The organism is Enterococcus termitis (assembly GCF_001730305.1).
Lineage (GTDB): Bacteria > Bacillota > Bacilli > Lactobacillales > Enterococcaceae > Enterococcus_L > Enterococcus_L termitis.
In genome coordinates, this window is sequence record NZ_MIJY01000045.1 from 184,492 (window position 1) to 207,824 (window position 23,333).

22 protein-coding genes are annotated in these 23,333 nt (G+C 37.1%); 16 read left to right on the plus strand and 6 right to left on the minus strand.

The window, feature by feature from the left end:
- Positions 1-356 precede the first annotated feature (356 nt).
- The 5 genes from BCR25_RS17485 to BCR25_RS17505 all read left to right on the plus strand — a co-directional run bounded on the left by BCR25_RS17485 (position 357) and on the right by BCR25_RS17505 (position 6,011).
- Entirely contained in the window at positions 357-2,087 is a 1,731-nt protein-coding gene (locus BCR25_RS17485; protein ID WP_069664894.1) for an ABC transporter ATP-binding protein, read from the plus strand.
- Positions 2,084-3,850 carry a multidrug efflux ABC transporter subunit EfrB gene (gene efrB, locus BCR25_RS17490; RefSeq protein ID WP_069664895.1) on the plus strand — a complete coding sequence of 589 codons (1,767 nt, stop codon included), beginning with the start codon at positions 2,084-2,086 and terminating at the stop codon, positions 3,848-3,850. Before BCR25_RS17485 ends, efrB begins: the two co-directional genes overlap by 4 nt.
- A gap of 115 nt (positions 3,851-3,965) precedes the next feature.
- On the plus strand, positions 3,966-4,457 hold the full coding sequence (locus tag BCR25_RS17495) for a gamma carbonic anhydrase family protein (RefSeq protein WP_069664896.1): 492 nt from the start codon (positions 3,966-3,968) through the stop codon (positions 4,455-4,457).
- A 15-nt stretch (positions 4,458-4,472) separates the two neighbouring features.
- Positions 4,473-5,618: a non-hydrolyzing UDP-N-acetylglucosamine 2-epimerase gene (wecB, locus tag BCR25_RS17500; protein WP_069664897.1), complete on the plus strand. Its 1,146-nt coding sequence runs from the start codon at positions 4,473-4,475 to the stop codon at positions 5,616-5,618.
- Between the two features lie 39 nt (positions 5,619-5,657).
- Entirely contained in the window at positions 5,658-6,011 is a 354-nt protein-coding gene (locus BCR25_RS17505; RefSeq protein ID WP_069664898.1) for an iron-sulfur cluster biosynthesis family protein, read from the plus strand.
- Between the two features lie 198 nt (positions 6,012-6,209).
- Here the strand turns inward: BCR25_RS17505 and BCR25_RS17510 are convergent, their stop codons facing one another.
- Entirely contained in the window at positions 6,210-6,830 is a 621-nt protein-coding gene (locus BCR25_RS17510; protein ID WP_069664899.1) for a flavin reductase family protein, read from the minus strand.
- Positions 6,831-6,852: 22 nt separating this feature from the next.
- On the minus strand, positions 6,853-7,824 hold the full coding sequence (locus BCR25_RS17515; protein WP_069664900.1) for a ring-cleaving dioxygenase: 972 nt from the start codon (positions 7,822-7,824) through the stop codon (positions 6,853-6,855).
- 156 nt (positions 7,825-7,980) lie between these two features.
- On the opposite strand from BCR25_RS17515, the gene BCR25_RS17520 reads away from it, so the two are divergent.
- Complete coding sequence (locus tag BCR25_RS17520) at positions 7,981-8,850, plus strand: SPFH domain-containing protein (protein ID WP_069664968.1); 870 nt, start codon at positions 7,981-7,983, stop codon at positions 8,848-8,850.
- A 17-nt stretch (positions 8,851-8,867) separates the two neighbouring features.
- Positions 8,868-9,521, plus strand: coding sequence for an HAD family hydrolase (locus BCR25_RS17525; protein ID WP_069664901.1), 654 nt, complete (start codon positions 8,868-8,870; stop codon positions 9,519-9,521).
- A gap of 133 nt (positions 9,522-9,654) precedes the next feature.
- On the opposite strand, the gene BCR25_RS17530 is transcribed toward BCR25_RS17525, so the two are convergent.
- Positions 9,655-10,161 (minus strand): cupin domain-containing protein, encoded by a 507-nt coding sequence (locus BCR25_RS17530; RefSeq protein ID WP_069664902.1) that lies wholly within the window; start codon positions 10,159-10,161, stop codon positions 9,655-9,657.
- A gap of 254 nt (positions 10,162-10,415) precedes the next feature.
- Here BCR25_RS17530 and nox point away from each other — a divergent pair, with 254 nt between their 5' ends.
- The 8 genes from nox (at position 10,416) to BCR25_RS17570 (ending at position 18,040) form a co-directional block, all read left to right on the plus strand.
- Positions 10,416-11,753, plus strand: coding sequence for a H2O-forming NADH oxidase (gene nox / locus BCR25_RS17535; RefSeq protein ID WP_069664903.1), 1,338 nt, complete (start codon positions 10,416-10,418; stop codon positions 11,751-11,753).
- Between the two features lie 477 nt (positions 11,754-12,230).
- Positions 12,231-13,403, plus strand: coding sequence for an endolytic transglycosylase MltG (gene mltG, locus BCR25_RS17540; protein ID WP_379975171.1), 1,173 nt, complete (start codon positions 12,231-12,233; stop codon positions 13,401-13,403).
- 235 nt (positions 13,404-13,638) lie between these two features.
- Positions 13,639-14,112 carry a transcription elongation factor GreA gene (gene greA / locus BCR25_RS17545; RefSeq protein ID WP_069664905.1) on the plus strand — a complete coding sequence of 158 codons (474 nt, stop codon included), beginning with the start codon at positions 13,639-13,641 and terminating at the stop codon, positions 14,110-14,112.
- A 150-nt stretch (positions 14,113-14,262) separates the two neighbouring features.
- Positions 14,263-14,994, plus strand: a complete 732-nt coding sequence (gene liaF / locus BCR25_RS17550) for a cell wall-active antibiotics response protein LiaF (RefSeq protein WP_069664906.1) — start codon at positions 14,263-14,265, stop codon at positions 14,992-14,994.
- A complete protein-coding gene (locus tag BCR25_RS17555; RefSeq protein ID WP_069664907.1) occupies positions 14,991-16,055 on the plus strand; it encodes a sensor histidine kinase in 1,065 nt (354 codons plus the stop codon). Before liaF ends, BCR25_RS17555 begins: the two co-directional genes overlap by 4 nt.
- 132 nt (positions 16,056-16,187) lie before the next feature.
- The gene (locus tag BCR25_RS17560) at positions 16,188-16,820 is read left to right on the plus strand and encodes a response regulator (protein ID WP_069664908.1); all 633 of its coding nucleotides are present in this window, start codon (positions 16,188-16,190) and stop codon (positions 16,818-16,820) included.
- 168 nt (positions 16,821-16,988) lie between these two features.
- Entirely contained in the window at positions 16,989-17,654 is a 666-nt protein-coding gene (locus tag BCR25_RS17565; RefSeq protein ID WP_069664909.1) for a potassium channel family protein, read from the plus strand.
- A 74-nt stretch (positions 17,655-17,728) separates the two neighbouring features.
- On the plus strand, positions 17,729-18,040 hold the full coding sequence (locus BCR25_RS17570; protein WP_069664910.1) for a HesB/YadR/YfhF family protein: 312 nt from the start codon (positions 17,729-17,731) through the stop codon (positions 18,038-18,040).
- A 191-nt stretch (positions 18,041-18,231) separates the two neighbouring features.
- Here the strand turns inward: BCR25_RS17570 and BCR25_RS17575 are convergent, their stop codons facing one another.
- Positions 18,232-19,719, minus strand: a complete 1,488-nt coding sequence (locus BCR25_RS17575; RefSeq protein ID WP_069664911.1) for a helix-turn-helix domain-containing protein — start codon at positions 19,717-19,719, stop codon at positions 18,232-18,234.
- A 408-nt stretch (positions 19,720-20,127) separates the two neighbouring features.
- Here BCR25_RS17575 and BCR25_RS17580 point away from each other — a divergent pair, with 408 nt between their 5' ends.
- The gene (locus BCR25_RS17580) at positions 20,128-21,066 is read left to right on the plus strand and encodes a glycosyltransferase family 2 protein (RefSeq protein ID WP_069664912.1); all 939 of its coding nucleotides are present in this window, start codon (positions 20,128-20,130) and stop codon (positions 21,064-21,066) included.
- Positions 21,067-21,148: 82 nt separating this feature from the next.
- Here the strand turns inward: BCR25_RS17580 and BCR25_RS17585 are convergent, their stop codons facing one another.
- Together BCR25_RS17585 and ispG are read right to left on the minus strand one after the other, a co-directional pair.
- Positions 21,149-22,111: a phosphoglycerate dehydrogenase gene (locus BCR25_RS17585; protein ID WP_069664913.1), complete on the minus strand. Its 963-nt coding sequence runs from the start codon at positions 22,109-22,111 to the stop codon at positions 21,149-21,151.
- Between the two features lie 103 nt (positions 22,112-22,214).
- Positions 22,215-23,306: a flavodoxin-dependent (E)-4-hydroxy-3-methylbut-2-enyl-diphosphate synthase gene (gene ispG / locus BCR25_RS17590; protein ID WP_069664914.1), complete on the minus strand. Its 1,092-nt coding sequence runs from the start codon at positions 23,304-23,306 to the stop codon at positions 22,215-22,217.
- Positions 23,307-23,333: the final 27 nt, after the last annotated feature.

Consider the following 23,333-nt stretch of genomic DNA (forward strand, 5'->3'; position numbering starts at 1 on the left):
ACAATTATAAAGTATTTTATCATAGAATAATAAATAAGTATAGAAACAGACTTGATACTTTTAAGAAATCATTACTATTGTTTGAACTTTTACTCTTTCTTATTGAAGAATGGATTTAAGCGGATCCGTTGGAGGCAATAAATAAAAAAACTGAGTAGCATCAAAAAATAGCAAAATAAGAGAATCCGTAATGCAACGACAAAACGAATCATTTTACTCTATTTTTTTGCTTGGTGAACGCTATTTTTTCGTCAGCTAAATCCAGTGAAAGTTTCGCTCAAATATAATTTACCTACCCCTTATGTTTATGCTATAGTGGGAGTACTGGATTAAAAAAAGGAACAGGAGATGATTGATTGAAATTGATGTGGCGTTACACGATGAGATACAAAAAATTATTGTTTTTAGATTTCATTTGTGTTTTTGGATTTATATTAATAGAACTAGGGTTACCAACGATTTTAGCTCGTATGATCGATGTTGGAATCAAAAACAATGATTACAATTATGTGAAGCAGCAAGGTTTATTGATGATCGTGATCACCGTTATTGGAGTAGCTATGAATATCATGCTAGGATATTTTGGTGCAAGGATAACGACAAATATCGTTCGGGATATTCGAGATGACTTATTTGAAAAGGTACAGACTTTTTCCCATCGCGAATATGAAACGATCGGTGTTTCCTCGTTGATTACAAGAACAACAAATGATGCCTATCAAATCATGTTGTTTATGGGGAATATATTACGTATTGGTTTTATGACACCAATGATGTTTTTTGTTAGTTTATTTATGGTTGTGCGGACAAGTCCGTCTTTAGGCTGGTTTGTATTGGGGGCATTGCCATTTCTTTTGATCGCTGTTGTATTGATTGCCAAAGTATCCGAACCTTTATCCAATAAACAGCAGAAAAATCTAGATGGTATTAATGGAATTCTGCGGGAAAATCTTTCCGGTTTGAGAGTTATTCGCGCTTTTGTCAATGAAAAATTTGAAGAAAGTCGTTTTAGTAAAGTGAATGAAGAGTATACTAAAAGCTCTAAAAGTCTCTTTCGTTTGATGGCGGCAGCCCAACCAGGGTTCTTTTTCCTATTTAATATCGTCATGGTTTTAATTATATGGAATGGTGCCCTTCAAATCGATCACGGCAGCTTATTAGTTGGTGATTTGATCGCATTTATCGAGTATATTTTCCATGCTTTGTTTTCGTTTATGCTGTTTGCCAGTGTCTTCATGATGTATCCTCGTGCAGCGGTTTCTGCCCGTCGGATTCAAGAAGCATTTGATATGGAGCCGGTGATTCGTGAAAATGAGGCTGGTGTGACTGAAACAAAAACGAAAGGTTACTTAGAATTTAAAAATGTCACATTCGCATACCCAGGACATTCTGAAAGCCCTGTGATCCGTAATGTTAGTTTTAAAGCTTCACCAGGTGAAACGGTTGCCTTCATTGGAAGTACAGGAAGCGGAAAATCGACCTTGATCCAGCTGATCCCGCGTTTTTACGATGTATCAGAAGGTCAAGTGCTATTGGATGGTGTGGATGTTCGTGACTATCAATTAAGTGCATTACGTAATAAAATCGGTTATATTCCGCAAAAAGCTCTCCTGTTTACAGGAACGATCGCTGAAAATCTGCGCTACGGTAAAGAAGATGCGACAATCGAAGAAATGGAGCAGGCGGCAGATATCGCGCAGGCTTCAGAGTTTATTTCACAAAAGCCTGATGGCTATGATGAACTTCTTTCAGAGGGCGGAGCAAACTTTTCGGGTGGTCAAAAACAACGTCTGGCAATTGCCAGAGCAGTGATTCGTCGCCCAGAAGTATATATTTTTGATGACAGCTTTTCGGCTTTAGATTACCAAACAGATGCGAATTTAAGAGCACGTTTGAAAAAAGAAACAACAGAATCAACTGTGTTGATCGTCGCACAACGTGTAGGAACGATCATGAATGCAGATAAAATCGTCGTCTTGAATGAAGGCGATGTTGTCGGTATCGGTACCCACCGAGAATTACTTGAGAATTGCCCTATCTACTATGATATTGCTGCTTCTCAATTGTCAGAGGAGGAATTAGCATGAAAAACGCATTCTCTTCCATTAAACGTTTAGGTAGATACATTAATCCTTACAAAGGAACATTTATTTTAGTGATTATTTTTACTGTTTTAACGGTAGCCTTTAATGCAGCGATGCCGTATGTCTCTGGTTTGCCGATTACTGAAATCAGTAAAAATGTCGCAGCAGGTGAAGGGCTGAATTATCCTTACATCATTCAATGTCTGATTTGGATTTTGATTGTTGGCGTAGGTTATTGCGGCGCACAATTTTTGTCAGGTTTTTTGATGGCAACAGTCGTTCAACATTCCATGCGTGATTTACGGAAAGACATTGATGAAAAAATCAATCGTTTGCCAGTTTCTTATTTTGATAAAAATCAACAGGGAAACATTTTGTCTCGTGTCACAAATGATGTTGATGCAGTCAGTAATGCAATGCAGCAAAGTTTTATCAATATCGTTTCAGCTGTCTTAGGTATTGTGATGGCAGTAGCGATGATGTTTTATATCAATTGGCTGATGGCATTGATTTCACTCATCATGATTCCGTTATCTCTGTTCATTTCAAAAACGATCGTTGGTATTTCACAAAAATACTTTCAAGGAATGCAAAATGCTCTTGGAGATCTAAATGGATACGTTCAAGAGAATATGACTGGATTCAGCGTGTTGAAACTTTACGGACGTGAGAGCGAAACACTCAAAGGTTTTAAGAAAGTAAACCACAACTTAAACAATTTTGGATTTAAAGCCTCCTTTATTTCAGGATTGATGTTGCCGCTTGTACAGATGACTGCTTATGGAACCTATATTGGAATGGCCGTTTTAGGGAGTTACTATGTCATTACTGGTGTAATCGTTGTAGGTCAGTTGCAAGCATTCATTCAATACATCTGGCAAGTCAGTCAGCCAATGGGAAATATCACCCAATTATCTGCTGCGTTACAGAGTGCATCGGCAGCGACAACACGCGTTTTTGAAATTTTAGATGAGCAAGAAGAAGAATTGAACGAACAAGATGTACCCTTACCAAAAGAACTTCATGGTTCTGTTCAGTTTGAAAATGTCAGCTTTAGTTATGACCCTAAAAAACCGTTGATCAGAAACCTAAACTTTGAGGTAAAAGCAGGACAAACTGTGGCGATCGTTGGACCAACAGGTGCAGGGAAAACTACCTTGATCAACTTATTGATGCGTTTTTATGACGTGAATGAAGGGGCAATCAAAGTTGACGGTATCGACACGAAAAAGATGGATCGAAGCGATGTTCGTTCCGTATTTGGTATGGTCCTACAGGACGCATGGCTCTATGAAGGAACGATTGCTGATAATATTCGTTTTGGTAAACTGGATGCAACGGATTATGAAATTGTTGATGCGGCGAAAACAGCCAATGTCGATCACTTTATCCGTACAATGCCAGACGGCTATGAAATGGAGATCAATTCCGAAGGAGACAATGTTTCGCTAGGGCAAAAACAATTATTGACGATTGCTAGAGCGGTAATCTCAGATCCAAAAATTTTGATTTTAGATGAAGCGACAAGCTCAGTCGATACACGTCTGGAAGCATTGATCCAAAAAGCAATGGATCGAGTGATGGAAGGGCGGACAAGTTTTGTGATCGCTCACCGACTGTCTACGATTCGAGAAGCTGATTTGATACTGGTTATGAATCAGGGTGAAATCATTGAAAAAGGAACACATAATGAACTATTAGAACAAGGCGGTTTTTATGAAAAACTGTATAATAGTCAATTCGCTGAAGATGGCGACTATGATTAAATGAATGAAAAAAGACACTCTTTCGGGTGTCTTTTTTCTATTAGCTAATGGAACATATTGATCTCAATATTTACCTATATTTGTTATACTTAGGATATCAAAAGAGGTGGAGCAAATGACAAAAGAATACTACATTGCGCCAAGTGCTGATGTTTATGGACGTGTGGAGCTGGCGAAAGATACAAGTGTTTGGTTTCAAGCAGTAATCAGAGGAGATAATAATGTAGTCAGGATTGGTACCGGAAGTAATGTGCAGGATGGAACGATCATTCATGTCGATTCAGATGCACCAGTCAGCATCGGTGAAAACGTAACGATCGGTCATCAATGCATACTTCATGGCTGTACAGTCGAAGATGGCGCATTGATCGGCATGGGTTCAACGATTTTAAATCATGCAAAAATTGGCAAAAACAGTTTGATTGGAGCAGGTTCCTTAGTGACTGAAGGAGTAGAAATCCCCGAAAATGTTTTAGCATTTGGACGTCCGGCAAAAGTGATTCGGCCATTAACGAGAGAAGAAATCCGTAAAAACAAAGAAAATGCTCAACAGTATGTAGAACGTTCAAAAGAATTCCTTACAGAGAACTATCCAAGATTATCTTAAAATGAGGTGAGATCAATGAAAAAGATAAAAGTAATGACTGTGTTTGGCACACGACCAGAAGCGATTAAAATGGCACCACTGATTAAAGAATTAGAAAAGCATCCAGATCGATTCGACTCAGTTGTAACGGTGTCTGCACAACATCGACAAATGCTTGATCAAGTATTGACGGATTTTAAAATCAGCCCAAATCATGACTTGGATATCATGAAAGCAGGTCAAACATTGGCGGATATTACTAGTCAGGTTTTAACCCATTTACCACCTGTTTTAGAACTGGAGCAACCAGATATCGTTCTCGTTCACGGTGATACGACTACGTCTTTCGCAGCTGCATTATCCGCTTTTTACCAGCAGATTCCTATTGGTCATGTCGAAGCAGGATTGCGCACATGGGAGAAATATTCACCATTTCCAGAGGAACTGAATCGTCAACTTGTTGATGATTTGACAGATATCTATTTTGCGCCAACAGTGGAAAGTAAAGAGAATTTATTGAAAGAGAATCATCCTGAAAAACAAATCTACATCACAGGAAATACTGCGATTGACGCAATGGCTTATACGATCGATGAAGACTACCATAATGAAGTCTTGGATAAGATTGCCAAGGAACAGCGCTTGATTTTAATGACGATGCATCGAAGAGAAAATTTAGGAACACCAATGGCACAAGTTTTTAAAGCTGTTCGCCGTTTCGTTGAAGAAAATGCTGATGTCGAAGTCGTTTTTCCCATGCACAAAAATCCTAAAGTTCGAATGATTGCTGAAACGTATTTAGCTGGATTCGACCGTATTCACTTGATCGAGCCATTAGATGTGAGAGATTTTCAAAACTTTGCTGCACGAAGTTACTTGATTTTGACTGATTCAGGCGGGGTTCAAGAAGAAGCGCCATCTTTAGGTGTGCCAGTACTTGTTTTAAGAGAGACAACGGAACGTCCAGAAGGTGTGGAAGCCGGGACACTAAAATTAGTAGGAACAGATGAAACAATCGTCTATGAAGCGGTTAAAGAATTGTTGACAGACAAGAAGGCTTATAAAAAAATGTCGCATGCAGCGAATCCTTATGGAGATGGAAAAGCTAGCGGGCGGATCCTAGCAGCGATCGCTTATGCCTTCAATCAATCAGAAGAATTACCGTCGTCCTTTGAAGGCTAAAGTCGACGAGTCAAAATAATAGAAGGAGTGAAGAACAACATGTACTTGAATATAAGTGAAGAAGCAAAAGCAAAACTGATGCCTTACGTAGAAAGCCAAGCAGTTATTATTTTGGACCTAGATGATGGCGTCGGGAAATATTCAAAAATGGGTGTGTGTTCTCTGGATACAAGTTTCCGTATTTTGTTATTGGATCAGTCACAGGATAGATCTGATTTTACTGCAACGATACGTTCAGAACTTGGAACAATCTATATCAAGGATTATTCTCCTCGGTACTTGGATAAGGAGATGACATTGGATATCGACCCTCGATTACAAGTTTTGAAACTAAGCAGTTCTAGTGGTATTTTAGATGGGAATGTACCTATTGTAGATTTAAGAGGAAAATAAAGGATAAACGTATCTTGTTCTAAGAAATAAGCCGATATTCACAAAATTGATCAAACAATTTTCGTGAGTATCGGCTTATTTTTTTATTTTTTCAGATGTCAAAACTTAGTAGGAATTTGATGTGAGCAGCGTAAAACAATCATCGCTGTTGTTTATGCAGTTTTTAACCATGAACGAGTTATTTTCACCCGAACCTTTCTATTTCGGTCTTTTTAATTCGAATAGATCGCCGATATGAGCAAAGGTTGCACCAGCCAATCGAGCCAAAGGATTAAATTTTTCTGGTAAAATATATTCTTTCTCCCTGTCAAAAATCTCTTCTGCAAAATAGAAATCAGTTATTTCAACAATGAATAAATCTGTGATGATCTGCTCATCCCGATTTTTTATCGGAACATATTGATGCAGGCGAGCTTCCATTCGAATTGGCGCATCTTTAATTCCTGGTACTGCAACAGATTGACTGGCTACTGTTTCGATTTGATTCATGGTTATTTCACTTTGTTCAGACGGTAAAGAGGCTGCCGTCTGATTCATTGCTTTCACCTGTGGATCAGACACTAAGTGGATAACCAATTCGTGTGTATCGAGAATGTTTTTAGCGGTATCCTTCATTTCTTTGCCTTTTCTTAAAATCGATAACGTCGCTAATGGAATCTCAGAGGCTGCGGCATTAAAAAAACTAAAAGGGGCAGCGTTGATTCCTTGTGTAGCAGTATTCAACGAGGTTACCCAAGCAATCGGTCGAGGAATGATACTGCCGGATAAAAATTTGTAGCTTTGTTGTTCTGTCAGTTTGTTTGTTGGATAATGTAGCATTTGTTTTCTCCAATTCTTAAGTTTAGCGTTGAACGTTAGCATCAGAAGTATCAAATGGTCTAACATACGCTTCTATTTCTGCTCGTTTGCTTTCTAAAAATGGTGGTAATGACAATTTTTCTCCTGCCGCTTCATACGTTTCATCTTCTAAAAAGCCAGGACCGTCTGTAGCTAGTTCAAATAATACATGAGGCGCTGCTCTAAAATAATCTGATTTAAAATAAAAACGTTCAACAAAACCAGAATTCGGGAAACGCAGCTGATTGATTTTATCAATCCAAAAACGTAATGCTTCTTCATCTTCAACTCGTAGAGCTAAATGGTGTACATTTCCAAAACCTTCTTGTGCTTCTGGAAGATCTTCACGGTGTTCGACGATAATGCTGGCACCATTGCCGCCTTCGCCCACTTCAAACAAATGGAAGCTTCCCTCAGCATCTACTAGCTTAAACCCTAATACTTCAGACAAGACTAACTGCATATGTTCAAAATTTGTAACAGTTACAAAGACAGGTCCCAAACCGACCAACGCATGTTCAGCAGGAACATTTGTCTTTTTCCAGGGAACACCAGCAGCAACTCCAACATTTTTTTCATCAGAAATCAATTGATAACGTTGATGATCGAAGTCCTCAAATTCAAGATATTTTTTCCCGAAACGCTCTTGGATTTCTCCATGATCGATTTGATGTTCATTAAAACGGTCGACCCAATAATCTAAAGAGGCATCGCTTTTTACTCGGAAAGAGGTACGAGAAATCGTATTTGTTCCCTTCGTACCTTTTGGAAGACCTGGAAAATCAAAAAAAGTCATGTCCGTACCAGCTGATCCTTGATCATCTGCAAAAAATAGATGATAGGTTTGAATGTCATCTTGATTGACTGTCTTTTTGATTAGTCGTAAACCTAAGGTATCAGTAAAGAATTGATAAATTTTTTCTGCACTAGAAGTCATTGCAGTGACGTGATGGATTCCTTTAATTGTTTTATTCATGTTATAAACCTCCAAATGTTTTAGATATTTAACTTACTAAAAGTAAGTATATGCTAATTTGTTCTTTTTAGCAACTACTTTGACTAACTATTGATAGAAAAGTTAAAGAAGAGTAAGATAATGATTAACAGTGTAGTAAAGAAAGTAGGGAGAAAGATGGAAGAGAAAAAAACGTTTCATATCAATGGTTACCTTGCATTGATTGTATTGATCATTTTGATCGTCATCGGCGGCTATAGTTTTTATTTTGGGGTAATTGATGAAAGTCTCGTTATGATTACGATCAGTATTATTTTGTGGGTTATTTCGGGTTTATTTTTAAGTTCTCTAACGATCGTCAGTCCTAATCAAGCCAAAGCTATTTTATTTTTTGGACAATATCTAGGAACGATTAAAGATAATGGTTTATTTGTAACAACGCCATTGACGCAAAAGATCAATGTCTCTTTAAAAGTCCGAAATTTCAATAGCTCTTTGTTGAAGGTAAATGATTCTGACGGCAATCCAATTGAAATTTCTGCGGTGATCGTTTTTAAGGTAGTTGATACTGCTAAAGCATTATTTGATGTTGACCGTTATCAAGACTTTGTAGAGATCCAAAGTGAAACGGCTATTCGTCATATTGCGACTCAATACCCTTACGATACCTTCAATGAAGATGATCTTACCTTAAGAGGAAACACAAACGAAGTGTCAGAAGAATTAGCCAAAGAATTACAGGAGCGTTTATCCGTTGCAGGAGTTGAAGTCATCGAAACACGCTTGAATCACTTGGCATATGCTACTGAAATTGCTAGTGCGATGCTTCAAAGACAACAAGCTAAAGCCATTTTATCTGCTCGTCAAATTATTGTAGAAGGCGCAGTTTCAATGACTCAGATGGCTTTAGAACAAATTGAAGATGGTCAGGAAATCAATTTTACAGATGATCGTAAAGTTCAATTGATCAATAATTTGCTAGTATCGATCATTACTGATAAAGGGACACAGCCTGTAATCAATACAGGAGATGTGACTGAACGCTAGAGAAAGTGAGACTTTTTATGCACTATAAAACGATTTTATTTGATTTAGACGGGACAATTACAGACTCAGGTGAAGGAATCATAAATTCTGTCAGCTATGCGTTGAAAAAAATGAATTTACCTATCACAGACAAAAAGAAATTATATTCGTTTATCGGACCGCCATTAAATGATTCTTTCAGAACCTTTTATCAACTGGATGAAGGTTCTGTGGAGCAGGCAGTCAACTATTACCGAGAAAACTACCAGCTTAAAGGAATGTATGAAAATCATATCTATGCGGGGATTGTAGAGCTGTTGACCACATTAAAAAACGCAGGTTGTCACATGTATATCGCTACGTCTAAACCAGAAGTCTATGCAAAGCAAATTTTGGATCATTTTGATTTAAGCGGTTATTTTACTGGAATCTATGGAGCTAGTCTTGATAGCAAACGCTCTAAAAAAAGCGATGTCATCCGTTATGCATTGACCTCTGCAAATATAGTTGAGTTGAAAGAAGTAGTGATGATCGGTGATCGCAGTCATGATATTCTCGGTGCAAAAGAGAATCATCTAGCCAGTATTGGTGTGTTGTACGGCTTCGGTGATCAAGCCGAATTAGAAACGGCTGACGCTGATTATCTCGCTAAGACACCAGCAGAAATAGCAACAATTATTTTAGAAGAATAGAAAAAGGACGCAATCGACTCTTGGCTACCGTCTATTACGTTTTAGAGTGCGAAACAAAACTGATTTTTCGTTTTGTTTCGCACTTTCTTCAGGTTTCAAGTGACTAAGGTAGGGTGTTAGCTTAGTCACTATTTTATTGATCAGGTAATCGATCATAAGCGAGACGATCGATAATGTCTCTATGAGCAGGATAAGCTGAGTATAGCTGTTCTTTAGTGAATAATTCGAAATCTTGATAATCAAATCCCGGCGAAACCATACAGCTGACCAAAGCAAAGTCATTCGCCTTATCAACTGTTGACCCAAAAATCGTATTTTTTGGAACAACTGCCTGTAATACTTCTCCTCTCTCGATATCATTTCCTAAACGAATGGTTTCATAATGACCATTCGGATGAAGCAAATGAACACACAAAGAAGAGCCAGTGTGATAATACCAAACCTCATCTGATTTCAACCGATGAAAGTGTGAGGGGCTTTCATCTGTCAACAAAAAATGAATGCTTGTATAATAAGGTCTTTTTTCATTCGGAGCTGTCTGAATGATTTCTTCTGAACACAATAGTTGCTTAAAATAACCGCCTTCTGGGTGAGGCTCCAGTCCAAGTTGCTCAATCCAGTAATTTTGACTTTTTTCCATGAAATACCTCCAAAATAATTTTTTTATCTAGATGATCATAACGATTGTACAGCACTTTTTATCTATTTAAATGTAAACGAAGCCTTTAACAATAGTATATCTGTCTTTTCCTATAAAACCAATCGCATATCCTTTGATTTAGTAGAAAAAAGAGAAATTCTCAAATTTTTTAATCAAATTCGGAGAAATTGATAAAAGAAAGCCTTTTCTTCGGTTATAATTAAGTTCAATAAATCACATTAAAGGAGAGTCTTATGAGCAAAATAAAAACAGTTATTGTCGGTGCCAATCATGCAGGAATCGCTGCAGCAAACACGTTGTTGGATACGTATAAAGATCAAGAAGTTGTTATGATCGATCGAAATACGAATTTAAGTTACCTTGGTTGCGGAACTGCGCTATGGGTAGGTCGCCAAATTGAATCTTATGAAAATCTTTTTTATACGAATAAAGAAGCGTTTGAAGCAAAAGGCGCTAAAATTTATATGGAAACAACCGTTGAGCGAATCGACTTTGCCCAAAAAGTTGTTTATTGCAAAAAGCATGATGGAACTGAAATCACAGAAACCTATGACAAATTAATTTTGGCGACAGGATCAGCTCCGATCAATCCAGAAATACCTGGCCGAGAGTTAAAAAATGTTGAATTCTTAAAACTATTTCAAGATGGACAGACTGTTGATGCGGCAATGGCAAAGGCTGAAGTAAAAACTGTTGCAGTCATCGGTGCTGGTTATATCGGTGTGGAAATTGCTGAAGCTGCGAAACGTCGTGGAAAAAATGTTCTTTTATTTGATGCAGCTGAAAGATGTTTGCCGAATTACTACGACAAATGGTTTACTGATGACATGGATAACGTATTGGCAGAAAATGGAATCGAGCTTCACTATAACGAACTTGCGAAAGAATACAAAGGCAGCGAAAAAGTTGAAACACTTGTCACTGATAAAGGCGAATACGCGGTGGATTTAGTAATCAATGCAATCGGATTTAGACCAAATAATGGTTTAGGAAAAGACCATCTGGAATTATTTGCAAACGGTGCTTATCTAGTTGACCTTCATCAACAAACAAGTGATCCTGATGTTTATGCTGTAGGTGATTGTTCAACGATCTTCTCGAATGCTGTGCAGCAAACAACCTATATCGCACTAGCAACAAACGCGGTTCGTTCAGGAATTGTAGCCGCTCATAATGTTGGCGGTACGCCGTTGGAATCGATTGGTGTGCAAGGCTCTAATGGGATTTCTATTTTTGGGTATCATATGGTTTCAACAGGATTGACTGTACAAGAATCTGAAAAATTAGGTCTAAAGGTCAAACATACTGAATTTGAAGACTTACAAAAACCTGGTTTCATGAAAGAGAATAACTCAGTAAAAATCAGAATCGTTTATGAAGAAGAATCTCGTAGAATCGTGGGCGCACAAATGGCTTCTTATGAAGATATCTCAATGGGGATTCATATGTTCTCACTTGCAATCGAAGAAAAAGTAACAATCGATAAATTAAAATTATTAGATATCTTTTTCTTACCGCATTTTAATCAACCATATAATTACATTACTATGGCAGCACTCAGCGCTGAATAATAGTTGATTTAAATAAACAAATGATGTGTGTATCAGTGTTTAAAGAGGCTAAGGGGCAACTTGACGAGTTGTGTCTTAGTCTTGTTTTTTAAAGGGGAAAATTGAAGAAAATCTTACAAGTTGGTGACTTTTCTCTAAAAAAGTTTAAATTTAAAAAGCTTTCATGTATAATGGTTAAAGTTAAAGAAGATACATAGAAAGTAAGGAGGATTTGTTTTGGCAGAAGATAACCAAAATAATCAAGATCATTCCAGCTCTTCATTTAAAGATCAAGTTCTACGTTCTTTGCGCGGAGAAGAGATCGGTAATGATGATTCAGCTTCCTTTGACCCTAACGCTCAAAATGGACCACAGCATACTGAAGCAGAATATCATAAAACTGAACATACCGAGTACCAAAGACCAACAGAAGAACCTAAAGTCGCGCTTGAAAACGAAACGGTAGGTTCAAGAAGCTCAGAGCATCAGGCAAAAAAGGTGGAACAGTCAGAGACTGAAGATTCAGTAACGCCTCAAAAAGATGGGGATAAGACTAAAAAAAGAACTAGAAAAAAAGAAGATCGAATCGTCGGCCGGATTGTATTGATTGTGGCTTCTGTATTGCTGCTTGTGATTGCAATTTTCGGTTTTACTTTCTATAAATATGTCACAGACGGCTTAGAACCTTTAAATAAAAAAGATTCAAAACTTGTCCAAGTGCATATTCCTGAAGATTCATCAAACAAGAGAATCTCAAATATTTTAGAAGAAAGCAAAGTGATTAAAAGCGGATTGGTTTTCAACTACTATGCAAAATTCAAAAACCTAACGGATTTTCAAGCAGGTTATTATCAAATGTCACCAGATATGACACTAGATGAAATTGGTGCACTGTTAAGAGAAGGTGGAACAGCAGAACCGACTCAGCTTGCCGATGGTAAAGTAACGATTCCAGAAGGCTTTGATATTGATAAAATCGGCGACGCGATCGAAAAAAATACAAATTTCAAAAAAGATCAGTTTATTGAATTGATGAAAAATCAAGAATTTTTTGATACAATGAATCAAAAATATCCAGAGCTACTAGGCAGTGCGGGTGAAGCAGAAGGTGTCCGTTACCGCTTAGAGGGGTACTTGTTCCCAGCAACTTATGATTACTATAAAGATGCTAAAATAGAAGATTTTGTCGAACAAATGATTGCTAAAACCAGCAGTGTGATCGAACCATTTATTCCAATGGCTCATGCAAAAGGGATGACGATTCAACAAGTCTTGACCTTAGCCTCTTTAGTCGAAAAAGAAGGTGTAAAAGAAGAAGATCGCAAAAAGATTGCCCAAGTTTTCTTTAATAGAATCTCAGCGAACATGCCGTTGCAGTCAGATATTTCTATTCTATACGCTTTAGGTGAGCATAAAGAATTAGTGACCTACCAAGATTTAGAAGTAGATTCACCATACAATCTATATAAGAATACTGGGTATGGACCAGGACCTCTGGACAGTCCTAGTGAACAGGCAATCAATGCAGTCTTGAATCCAACAGATAACAATTACCTGTACTTTGTTGCTGATATTTCAACCGGCAATGTCTATTTTGCTGAGACATATGAACAGCATCAAGAGTACGTAGAAAAATATGTAAACAACACAGAAACTGAAAAAAGTGAATAATGTATAAAATGACGTATCTTAGTTACGAGCCAACCTATACCATAGGCGGGGCTCGTTTCGCTTTCCTGTAAAATGACACAAAATACCTGTAAAATTGAGTAAATTCTCTATAAAAAAATAAGGGAATATTATTTACAATTTGCTTAAAGCGTGGTACTCTTTTGTGGATTGAATACAGAATATCGAAAAAATGAATAAAAAAAACATAGTAGTACGTTAAGAAGGAGAAATTAACATGGCAGAAAAAGTATTTCCTATGACACTTGAAGGAAAAGAAAAATTAGAACAAGAACTAGAAGAATTAAAAACAGTTAAACGAAAAGAAATTGTTGAACGTATAAAGATTGCAAGAAGTTTTGGTGATCTATCTGAAAACTCAGAATATGAATCAGCAAAAGATGAACAAGCTTTCGTAGAAGGTCGAATCACGACCTTAGAAAATATGATTCGTTTTGCACAGATCATTGATAATGATGGTGTAGATTCAGATGAAGTTTCTATCGGAAAAACAGTGACGTTTATTGAATTACCAGATGGTGAAGAAGAAGAATACACTATCGTGGGAAGTGCGGAGGCAGATCCTTTTTCAGGTAAAATTTCTAATGATTCGCCGATTGCTCAAGCGTTGATCGGTAAACGTTTAGAGGATCAAGTGGCTATTGCTACTCCTGGTGGAGATATGCAGGTAAAAATCATTAAAGTGAACTAATTTTGATCATGCTGCGAGGATAGGACATTGCGTCCCATCCTCGTTTTGTTCGAAAATTAGGGCTAAAGTCCTATAGCCAAATAAGGCTTTAGCAACTAACATTAATACGGGTATTAAGCTATACTAGATACAACAGAAGGGGGGATCATCATGAATAATCCTTGGCGCTTTTTTATCGTAGTTGAATCATTATTGTTCATATTAGCTTTATGGCAAATTATACATAACCCGGGATTGGCAGTATTGATGGTTTTGGGTATTTTGAGTGTTGTTTATGCAATGAAAAAAGTTCATCGTAGTAATTTCAATAATTTTCAACTAGTCTTAGGAATCATTTTGATTTTGATCGGTGTGATGAATAGCCCGGCATTTTGGCTGATGTTGGTGATAGCGGTTGTATTCATTGGGTTGAAAGGCGTAGAGGTTGCAGGAGTGGATATTACTCAACGAGCACCTTGGCGTAAGAAACAGATGATCATGGTAGAGACAACAAATATCGAGCCGAAAAGCGGTCGTCGGTTCAAACGTCCTTGGTTTGCCAATGAGCGTATCGGCAGCAACGTTTACGAATGGGATGATATCAATATAGATATTCTTTCCGGAGACACGATCGTTGATTTAGGGAACACGCTACTTCCTAAAGATGACAGTATCATTATTATCCGCAAAGGCTTTGGTAGAACGAGAATTTTGGTTCCGTTAGGTGTTGCAGTAACATTGGAACACTCGACTTTCTATGGTAACGTTAGCTTTGAAGAAGAAAAATATCATTTGAAAAATGAATCGCTAAAAGTCTATAGCAATGATTTTGATTCAAATAACCGTCGTTTGAAAATCATCACAAATACCTTAGTTGGGGATGTTGAGGTGATTCGTGTATGATCGGTAGGATGTCTCGACAGATGCTTTCGCTATATGCTGCGTTTAGTACCTTTATTGTCGTACTACTTACACTGTTCTCCTATTTTTACTCAATCAAACAAAAAAATTGGATGTTGGAATTAATTCAAAGGAAAGTATTTTACATTCCTTTGATTTTCCACATGCTTTTGATTTCGTTATTAGTCGGTTTATCGACTTTTTTACTCGTTTCTATTGTTCAGAAAGCTCAATATGGTAGAATTGAAGAAAAGCTTCGTCTATTAGCAAGAGGCAGCTACGAAAATCCAGTGATTGAAAAGCCTGTTCCTCATGCCAATAATGATCAGTACATTGATGAAGTTGATCTTGATATTTTAAAAATCAGAAAAAAATTGATAGAGATGTCAAAAGAACTGCAATTATTGAATAGTCAGCCGCAGATGGTCGATGGCGAAACCAAAGAAGAAATTTTGGAAGAAGAGCGTCATCGTTTAGCTAGAGAATTACATGATTCAGTGAGTCAGCAGTTGTTTGCCGCAATGATGATGATGTCAGCATTGAATGAGCAAGCGCAAAGAAGCGAAACACCAGAAATGTTCCGTAAACAATTAGTAACAGTGACGGATATCATCAATGCTTCTCAATCTGAAATGCGGGCTTTACTGCTTCACTTGCGTCCAGTAAGCTTGGAAGGCAAAAGCTTACGTAAAGGAATCGAGCAATTATTAAAAGAACTACAGACCAAAATCAAAATCGAATTGACTTGGGATGTTGAAGATGTTCATCTGAATAGCAGTATTGAGGACCATCTTTTCAGAATCGTTCAAGAGCTATTGTCCAATACACTTCGTCATGCAAAAGCCAAAGAGCTTGAAGTATATCTGCATCAAGTGGATAAAAATGTTCTTTTACGTCTAGTTGATGATGGTGTTGGGTTTGATATGGCTGAAAATGAAAACAAAGCAGGCAGTTATGGCTTGAAAAATATCCGTGAACGCGTAGCTGGTATGGGCGGTACGGTAAAAATCATTAGTTTTAAAGGACAGGGAACCAGTGTAGAGATCAAAGTACCTGTGATTTAGTCAGCTGCACAGGCTAACTCTTCGGAAAAAAGATAAATGATGAGTGAGGTGTTTTTACCTCCTGCATCATTTCTTATTCTCCAGTCAAGGCTAAACGAGCCTATTATGTGTTTAAACGAAGGAGGAAAAAAAGTGATCAAAGTAATGTTAGTGGATGACCACGAAATGGTACGACTAGGTGTCTCCTCTTATTTATCGATTCAAGAAGATATTGAAGTTGTTGGAGAAGCTGAGAATGGCCGAATTGGCTATGAAAAAGCGTTGGAGCTAAGACCAGATGTTATTTTGATGGATTTGGTCATGGATGAGATGGATGGTATTGAGTCGACAAAAGCGATCTTAAAAGATTGGCCGGAGGCTCGAATCATTATCGTAACGAGCTTTATTGATGATGAAAAAGTTTATCCAGCCATCGAGGCAGGAGCAGCGGGCTATTTACTAAAAACGTCAACTGCGCATGAAATAGCTGATGCCATTCGAGCGATTTTTAGAGGCGAACGTGTATTAGAACCAGAAGTGACCACTAAAATGATGGAACGTTTGACGAAAAAACAAGAGCCTGTTTTGCATGAAGATTTAACGAATCGTGAGCATGAAATCTTGATGTTGATTGCTAAAGGACGTAGTAATCAGGAAATAGCAGATGAATTGTTTATTACCTTAAAAACTGTAAAAACACATGTCTCAAACATTTTAGCTAAATTAGATGTTGAGGATCGTACACAAGCTGCAATCTACGCTTTTCAGCATGGATTAGCAAAATAAAAACATTCAGACTAATTTCAATGGAACGTGGATAAAGTACCCTTTTTTGAGGTTGCTGTATTCACTTTTTTTGTAGAAAAATAGTCATAGAAGATTGATCGCTGTTCCTGTTCAATTGTCTATGGGTTTGATATACTTAAACTAAATTTAGAACTAGGAGAAATAAACATGAAGCAAAATTTTGCAATTATCGGGCTTGGAAGATTCGGTGGAAGTATTTGTCAAACCTTGATTGAATCCGGTCAGGAAGTTTTAGCCATTGATAGCAATGAAGATCGCGTAAATGAATATATGAATATCGCCACACATGCTGTAGTCGCAAACGCTCAAGATGAAACAACGTTACGTTCTTTAGGAATCCGCAACTTTGATCATGTAGTCGTAGCGATTGGAGAAGATATCCAAGCAAGTATTTTAGTCACTTTGATGGTCAAAGAAATGGGTGTACCCAATGTTTTAGCAAAGGCAGTCAATGAGTATCATGCAAGGGTTTTGGATAAAATTGGTGCAGATTTAGTTGTCCATCCAGAGCGTGATATGGGGATCAGAGTGGCGCATAAATTAGTATCTAGAAATATTTTAGACTACATTGAATTGTCCAATGAAGTCTCTTTAGCAGAAGTTCGAGTGTCGAATCCTAAATTTTATGGGAAAACCTTAGGCGATTTGAATTTCCGTCAGCGCTTTGGGTTGACTGTAGTAGCAATTCGACGCTCTAAATCAGAAGTCATTGCGTCGCCAGCAGCGGAAGAGATCGTTCGAGAAAATGACAATCTATTAGTGGTTGGAGAAACTGCAGACGTTGATTTACTTGATGACAAGATGAATCAATAAGACCAAGCACTTTATTCTATGAAGCTGTAACTTTGTGCTAAAATGACAAGTGAGGGCAAGGAGGAGACAGAAAAATGAAATTAACAATTACACCAGAAGCACAGCAATGGTTTAAAGATGAAGTAGGCGTCACTCCAGACAATGGCATCCGTTTTTTTGGTAAAATCTATGGAAAAACAGATGTCCATGATGGTTTTTCGATTGCGATGTCTGTTGAAGCACCCGACCAACCAATGGTCAAAGAAGTGATCGATGATATCACTTATTTTATTGAAGAAACGGATGACTGGTTTTTCAAAGGCTATGATCTGTTAGTAGATTATGATACCAAAAAAGATGAACCTAAATATGTATTCACTAAGAATGAAGAGGATTTACAGCAATAGTTTAAAAGACCAAAACAGGAACTTAAGCTTTTGCAAAATAACTGTTCGAATGTTATAGTGGTTGCTTATTCAGGGAAAATACTAACAAAAGAGCGTAAAGTCCTTAATGGCTTTACGCTCTCTTTTTATAGTAAGTGAGGTGAGCAAACGTATTTAACGCTAGATTCTTTTTTGTTAACATTAACAGCTAATCAAGCAACAAACATAGACAACTTTTCTGTAAACTTTTTATGTAGAGTATCAATAATAGACACTTGATAGTCCAACGCAGGAGTTAGCGGAATGATTTGGTAATTCTCTTCCTGACTAACTTTTTCGGGTAACAGAAGTTTTGAGGTTGCTATGTAAAAGTCAAAATTATCTTCCGATGTCGAAGTGACAAACGAAACAGAGATAAACGATACTTTATCAAGAAAATCAAACAGTGATTGCAGAAAAATCGCATTGGGAGACAAAATAATGCCTACCTTTAAACGATACTTTTTATTGCTTCTTTCATAGAAAGGAAACAGATAAAAAGAGCAAATATAGACTAAATCATCCAAATTATTTTTGATCCAAGAAAATTCTGGTTCCAATATAAGATTTTCTAAAAAGCCTCTGACTTTTTTTGAAAGATGAACAAATACAGGTTGTTGATCTTTGATAAACTCTTCCATAAAATTGATAGCTAATGGTAAAGAGCCTTTCACAACAGAATGATTGAGGCAAGTATTAAAAATATTGATATTCAGTAGGTCTTTTTCATTAGGTGAAAGTTTTTTTTCTGAGAATAACGGAAGGTAGAAAGCCTCAAACCGCTCGATCAAGTTGCCAAAGGGTTGTTGTTCGCTAACCATATATTCCTGTACATAACGAATTCTAGGATCATCTGCGTAAAAATAAATACTCCAATAAAACATCATAAATGATAAAAATGTTTTTTCTCTTTCTATGTAGTGAGCAGGTGTATTCAGTTGTTTTAACTCATTAACAAATGAGCTATTTACTTCTGGAAAAACCAATCCTTGGAAAGGTGGTTCTATTATGTAATGTTTTTTCTTAATTCGTAACTTAGAAATAGTTTTTAGTAAATACCATTCGCGCGGCTCTGTATATGTCATCCATTGTTGATCCTCAGGTGCAAATAAGTCCATTCCTCTCTTTGATTCACCTAACGCAATGAATAAATCTTCTCCATACGAAGCAAGCCAAAAGAGATTTAAGTACACGATGCGAATCAAATTTTCTTCTCCACTTAACTGCAATTGTGAGCAATTTAATTGGACATCAAAACTCTTTAAATAACCGATCAAGGGCTGGAGTTTTCTAATAATTGACGCTCTACTTATAAAATGATCTTTACAAAAATTATCGATCGTATAGTTACGTTCTAAAATCGTTGCTAATAAAAATTGATAGGATAAACTCTTTCGAAATAGAAATTGATGGTAAGGGATATCTCGTAAAATCGACACATCGACCTGAACTTTTCCTTGCTTATTTAATAATTCAACGTCTTGCTTTTCTAAAAGATCCTCATGAATATCAGCAAAAATTGAATTTAGACGTGCATAGGAAAAATCAGTAACCTGTTCAAAGTAATGAACACTATAAGTACCGTTAGCGGTTGCTAACAATTGATTAAAAACGATGAGCTTTCGTTGTGCATTATCATCTAATAAAATGTCTTCTAACATATTTAGTCTCCCTACTATATAAATTGATAGAACATTCACAAATTGAAATTATTTTATTTAAAAACTAGTATATATAAACATCATACCTACTTTTTGATAAAAATTCAATTATATAATAATATAGAAATGAAATTGTAATGATTAATTAAAAAATATTTCATTTCCTTGTAATGGTATTAAGCCTCATGTTATAAGGCTTATATTTAAAGTTTTTTCTTATTATAATTAAAGAAAATTCGTTATTTATTTCTGAAATATTACTTTTAAAATGGAAGGTTTTTTAATATAAGAGTTATTTTTTATAAATAGTTGTTCAAAAAGTGAATAATTAACCTATGTCTATTTTTTTGTAACTCATAGTTAGATGTGTGTTATAATCAAAAAAGAATAGTTTTTGGAGGAAATTTTATGTTGTCGATTATTGTTCCTTGTTACAACGAAGAGGATTCAATTCCATTATTTTTTGAAGAAGTGGAAAAAGTAAGTGCACAAATTGAATATAACATTGAATACATATTTATCAATGATGGTTCAAAAGATGGAACGTTGGAAGCATTGAGAAATCTATATAAAGCACATCCGGATAAAGTCCGTTATCTTTCTTTTTCTAGAAATTTCGGAAAAGAAGCTGGTTTATATGCAGGTCTTAAAGAAGCGCGCGGCAGTCTTGTCACTGTGATGGACGTTGATTTACAAGATCCACCTGAATTGCTGCCTAAAATGATACAAATGCTGGAAGCAAACAAAGAGCTGGATTGTATTGGTACAAGGCGTGGTGATCGTGAAGGAGAGCCGCCGATTCGCAGCTTTTTCGCGAGAATGTTTTATCGCTTAGTCAATAAAATTGGTGAAACAGAAATGGTCGATGGCGCAAGAGATTTCCGTTTAATGACAAGGCAGATGGTTGATGGGATTTTAGAGCTGACAGAATACAACCGTTTTTCAAAAGGGATTTTCAGCTGGGTTGGTTTCAATACTGAATATCTGTCTTACGAGAATCGTGAACGTGTAGCTGGATCTACTTCCTGGTCTTTTTGGAGCTTGTTAAGTTATTCGATCGATGGGATCGTCAACTTCTCTGAAGTGCCGTTGAATCTGGCTTCCTATGTTGGAGCACTCTCATGTGTGGGCTCCGTGATTTCTATGCTTATCATTTTCTTTAGAACGATCATTATTGGTGATCCTACTAGTGGTTGGCCGTCCATGGTTTGTATTATTCTATTTGTAGGCGGATTACAGCTTCTTTGTCTGGGAATCATTGGTAAATATATTGGAAAAATCTTTTTAGAAACAAAAAAACGCCCGATTTATCTTGTGAAGGAAACAGAACAAGATCAGAAAAATTAACTAAATTAATTCTAAAAACGACTCGCTCTGATTGTTTACACTTTCAGCGCCAGCCGTTTTTTTTTCATTGATATTTTTTTAATCAATAGCCATGCTGCAGCATGATTTGATTTTTGGCTAATGTACCATCTTTTAGAAATTGAGTAAGGTTTTGAGTAAATATAGCTAACAGCTTTGCCTTAAAGCCAGGAGTCAAACCAGAAATATGCGGAGTAATCAAGACATTGTCCATGTTCCATAGAGGACTTTCTTTAGGCAGTGGCTCTTCCTCAAAAACATCCAGCGCAGCAAAACTCACTTGGCCATCATTCAAAGCTGTAATAAGATCGTTTGTATTAACGGATGGACCACGACCGACATTCACGAAGACGGCCCCCGGTTTCATTGCTTTAAACATAGTCTCATCATACAGTTGATATGTTTCATCTGTTAAGGGAAGAATATTTACGACAATATCCATTTCTTTAATGATGCGCTGCATGTTTTTTTGCGAATAACACTCGATAAATCCTTTAGTGACGTGACCAGATGTATTGATACCATAAGTTTGAATATCTAGCCCTTGAGCAAATGCAGCAAGTTGCTGACCAATATGGCCTGTACCGACGATCAACATTTTTTGCATGGATAATTGTTTGTAAGAAATATTTTCTCTTGTCCAGATGTTAGTTGTTTGATTATTGATACTCGTCTGAATACCGCGAAATGCTGCCAATAAAACACCTAGAACATGTTCCGAAATAGAGATACTGTGTATACCGCTTGCGTTAGATAATAAGATGCCCTTTTCAGAGAAGCGATTCAAATCATATGAATCGACACCCGCTGAGATAGACTGCACCCATTTCAAACGGCTGGATTCAGAGTTTAACAAGCGCTGCCCTAGCTCTTTATCCCAGCCCAGCATGATTTCAATCGCTTCTTCATTTATCTGAGCGGTGTCTCTGCTTGCATCAACGATAATATAATCGACAGCAGTTTTCCGGATAGCTTCTACTTGTTCTTCTTTCATTGGTTCGTGAAGATAGATAATTGGTTGGCTCATTTTGATTCCCCCTTGCAAACTTCATTGTAACAAAAAAAGAGGACAAACCAAAAAAGATTGAACTATGGAACATTCAATCTTTTTGGAATAATCAATGTCTGTATTATATTTCTTCTCCGCGAGCATAAGCTTCTGCAAGAAGATCTACTTCTTTTTTTAGTTCTTCAACCATAATTTCTTCTGGTACAGTGCGGATGATTTTGCCCTTTTTGAAAAGCATTCCTTTACCGTTTCCTCCAGCGATGCCAATATCGGCTTCTCTGGCTTCACCAGGTCCATTAACAGCACAGCCTAATACAGCTACTTTGATTGGTGCTTTAATTTTTTCGATGTATTCTTCGATCTCGTTTGCAATAGGGATCAAATCGATTTCGATACGTCCGCATGTGGGACAAGAAATTAAGGTCGCAGCATTACTCGCTAAGCCAAATGCTTTTAGGACTTCTTTTGCTACTTTGATTTCTTCTACAGGATCTGCTGATAAGGATACTCGACAAGTATTTCCGATTCCACGAGAAAGCAGTGCACCGAGACCCGCTGCAGATTTCATTCCGCCTGAAAACTTCGTTCCAGCTTCAGTGATTCCTAAGTGTAAAGGATAATCAAACGTTTGAGCCGCTAATGTATAGGCTTCGATCGCTAAATTAACATCACTTGCTTTCAGTGAAACGATGATATCGTAGAACTCCAAATCTTCCAAAATCTTGATGTGTTCTACAGCGCTAGCGACCATCGCTTCTGCAGTCGGGTAGCCATATTGCTGTAAGAATTTCTTTTCTAAGGAACCAGCGTTTACACCGATTCTGATAGGTATTCCTTTGGCTTTACAAGCAGTGACCACTTTTTCTACACGATCTTTTCTACCAATATTTCCTGGATTGATCCGAATTTTATCAACCCCTTGTTCAATGGCTTTTAGTGCTAAACGATAGTCAAAGTGAATATCAGCAACTAAAGGAATTGAAATTTGGCTTTTGATAGCACCTAAAGCATCTGCGGCTGCTTCATCTGGAACTGCTACACGTACGATCTGACAGCCTGCTTCTTCTAAACGCTTGATTTGATCAACAGTTGCTTCAACATCGTGCGTTTTTGTTGTACACATACTTTGAATAAATAATTCATCGCTTCCGCCAATCGTTAAATCTCCAATTTTTACTTGGCGCGTATTCTTACGATGGGTCAATTCTCCCATAATCTATTCTCTCCTTATTTGCATTAC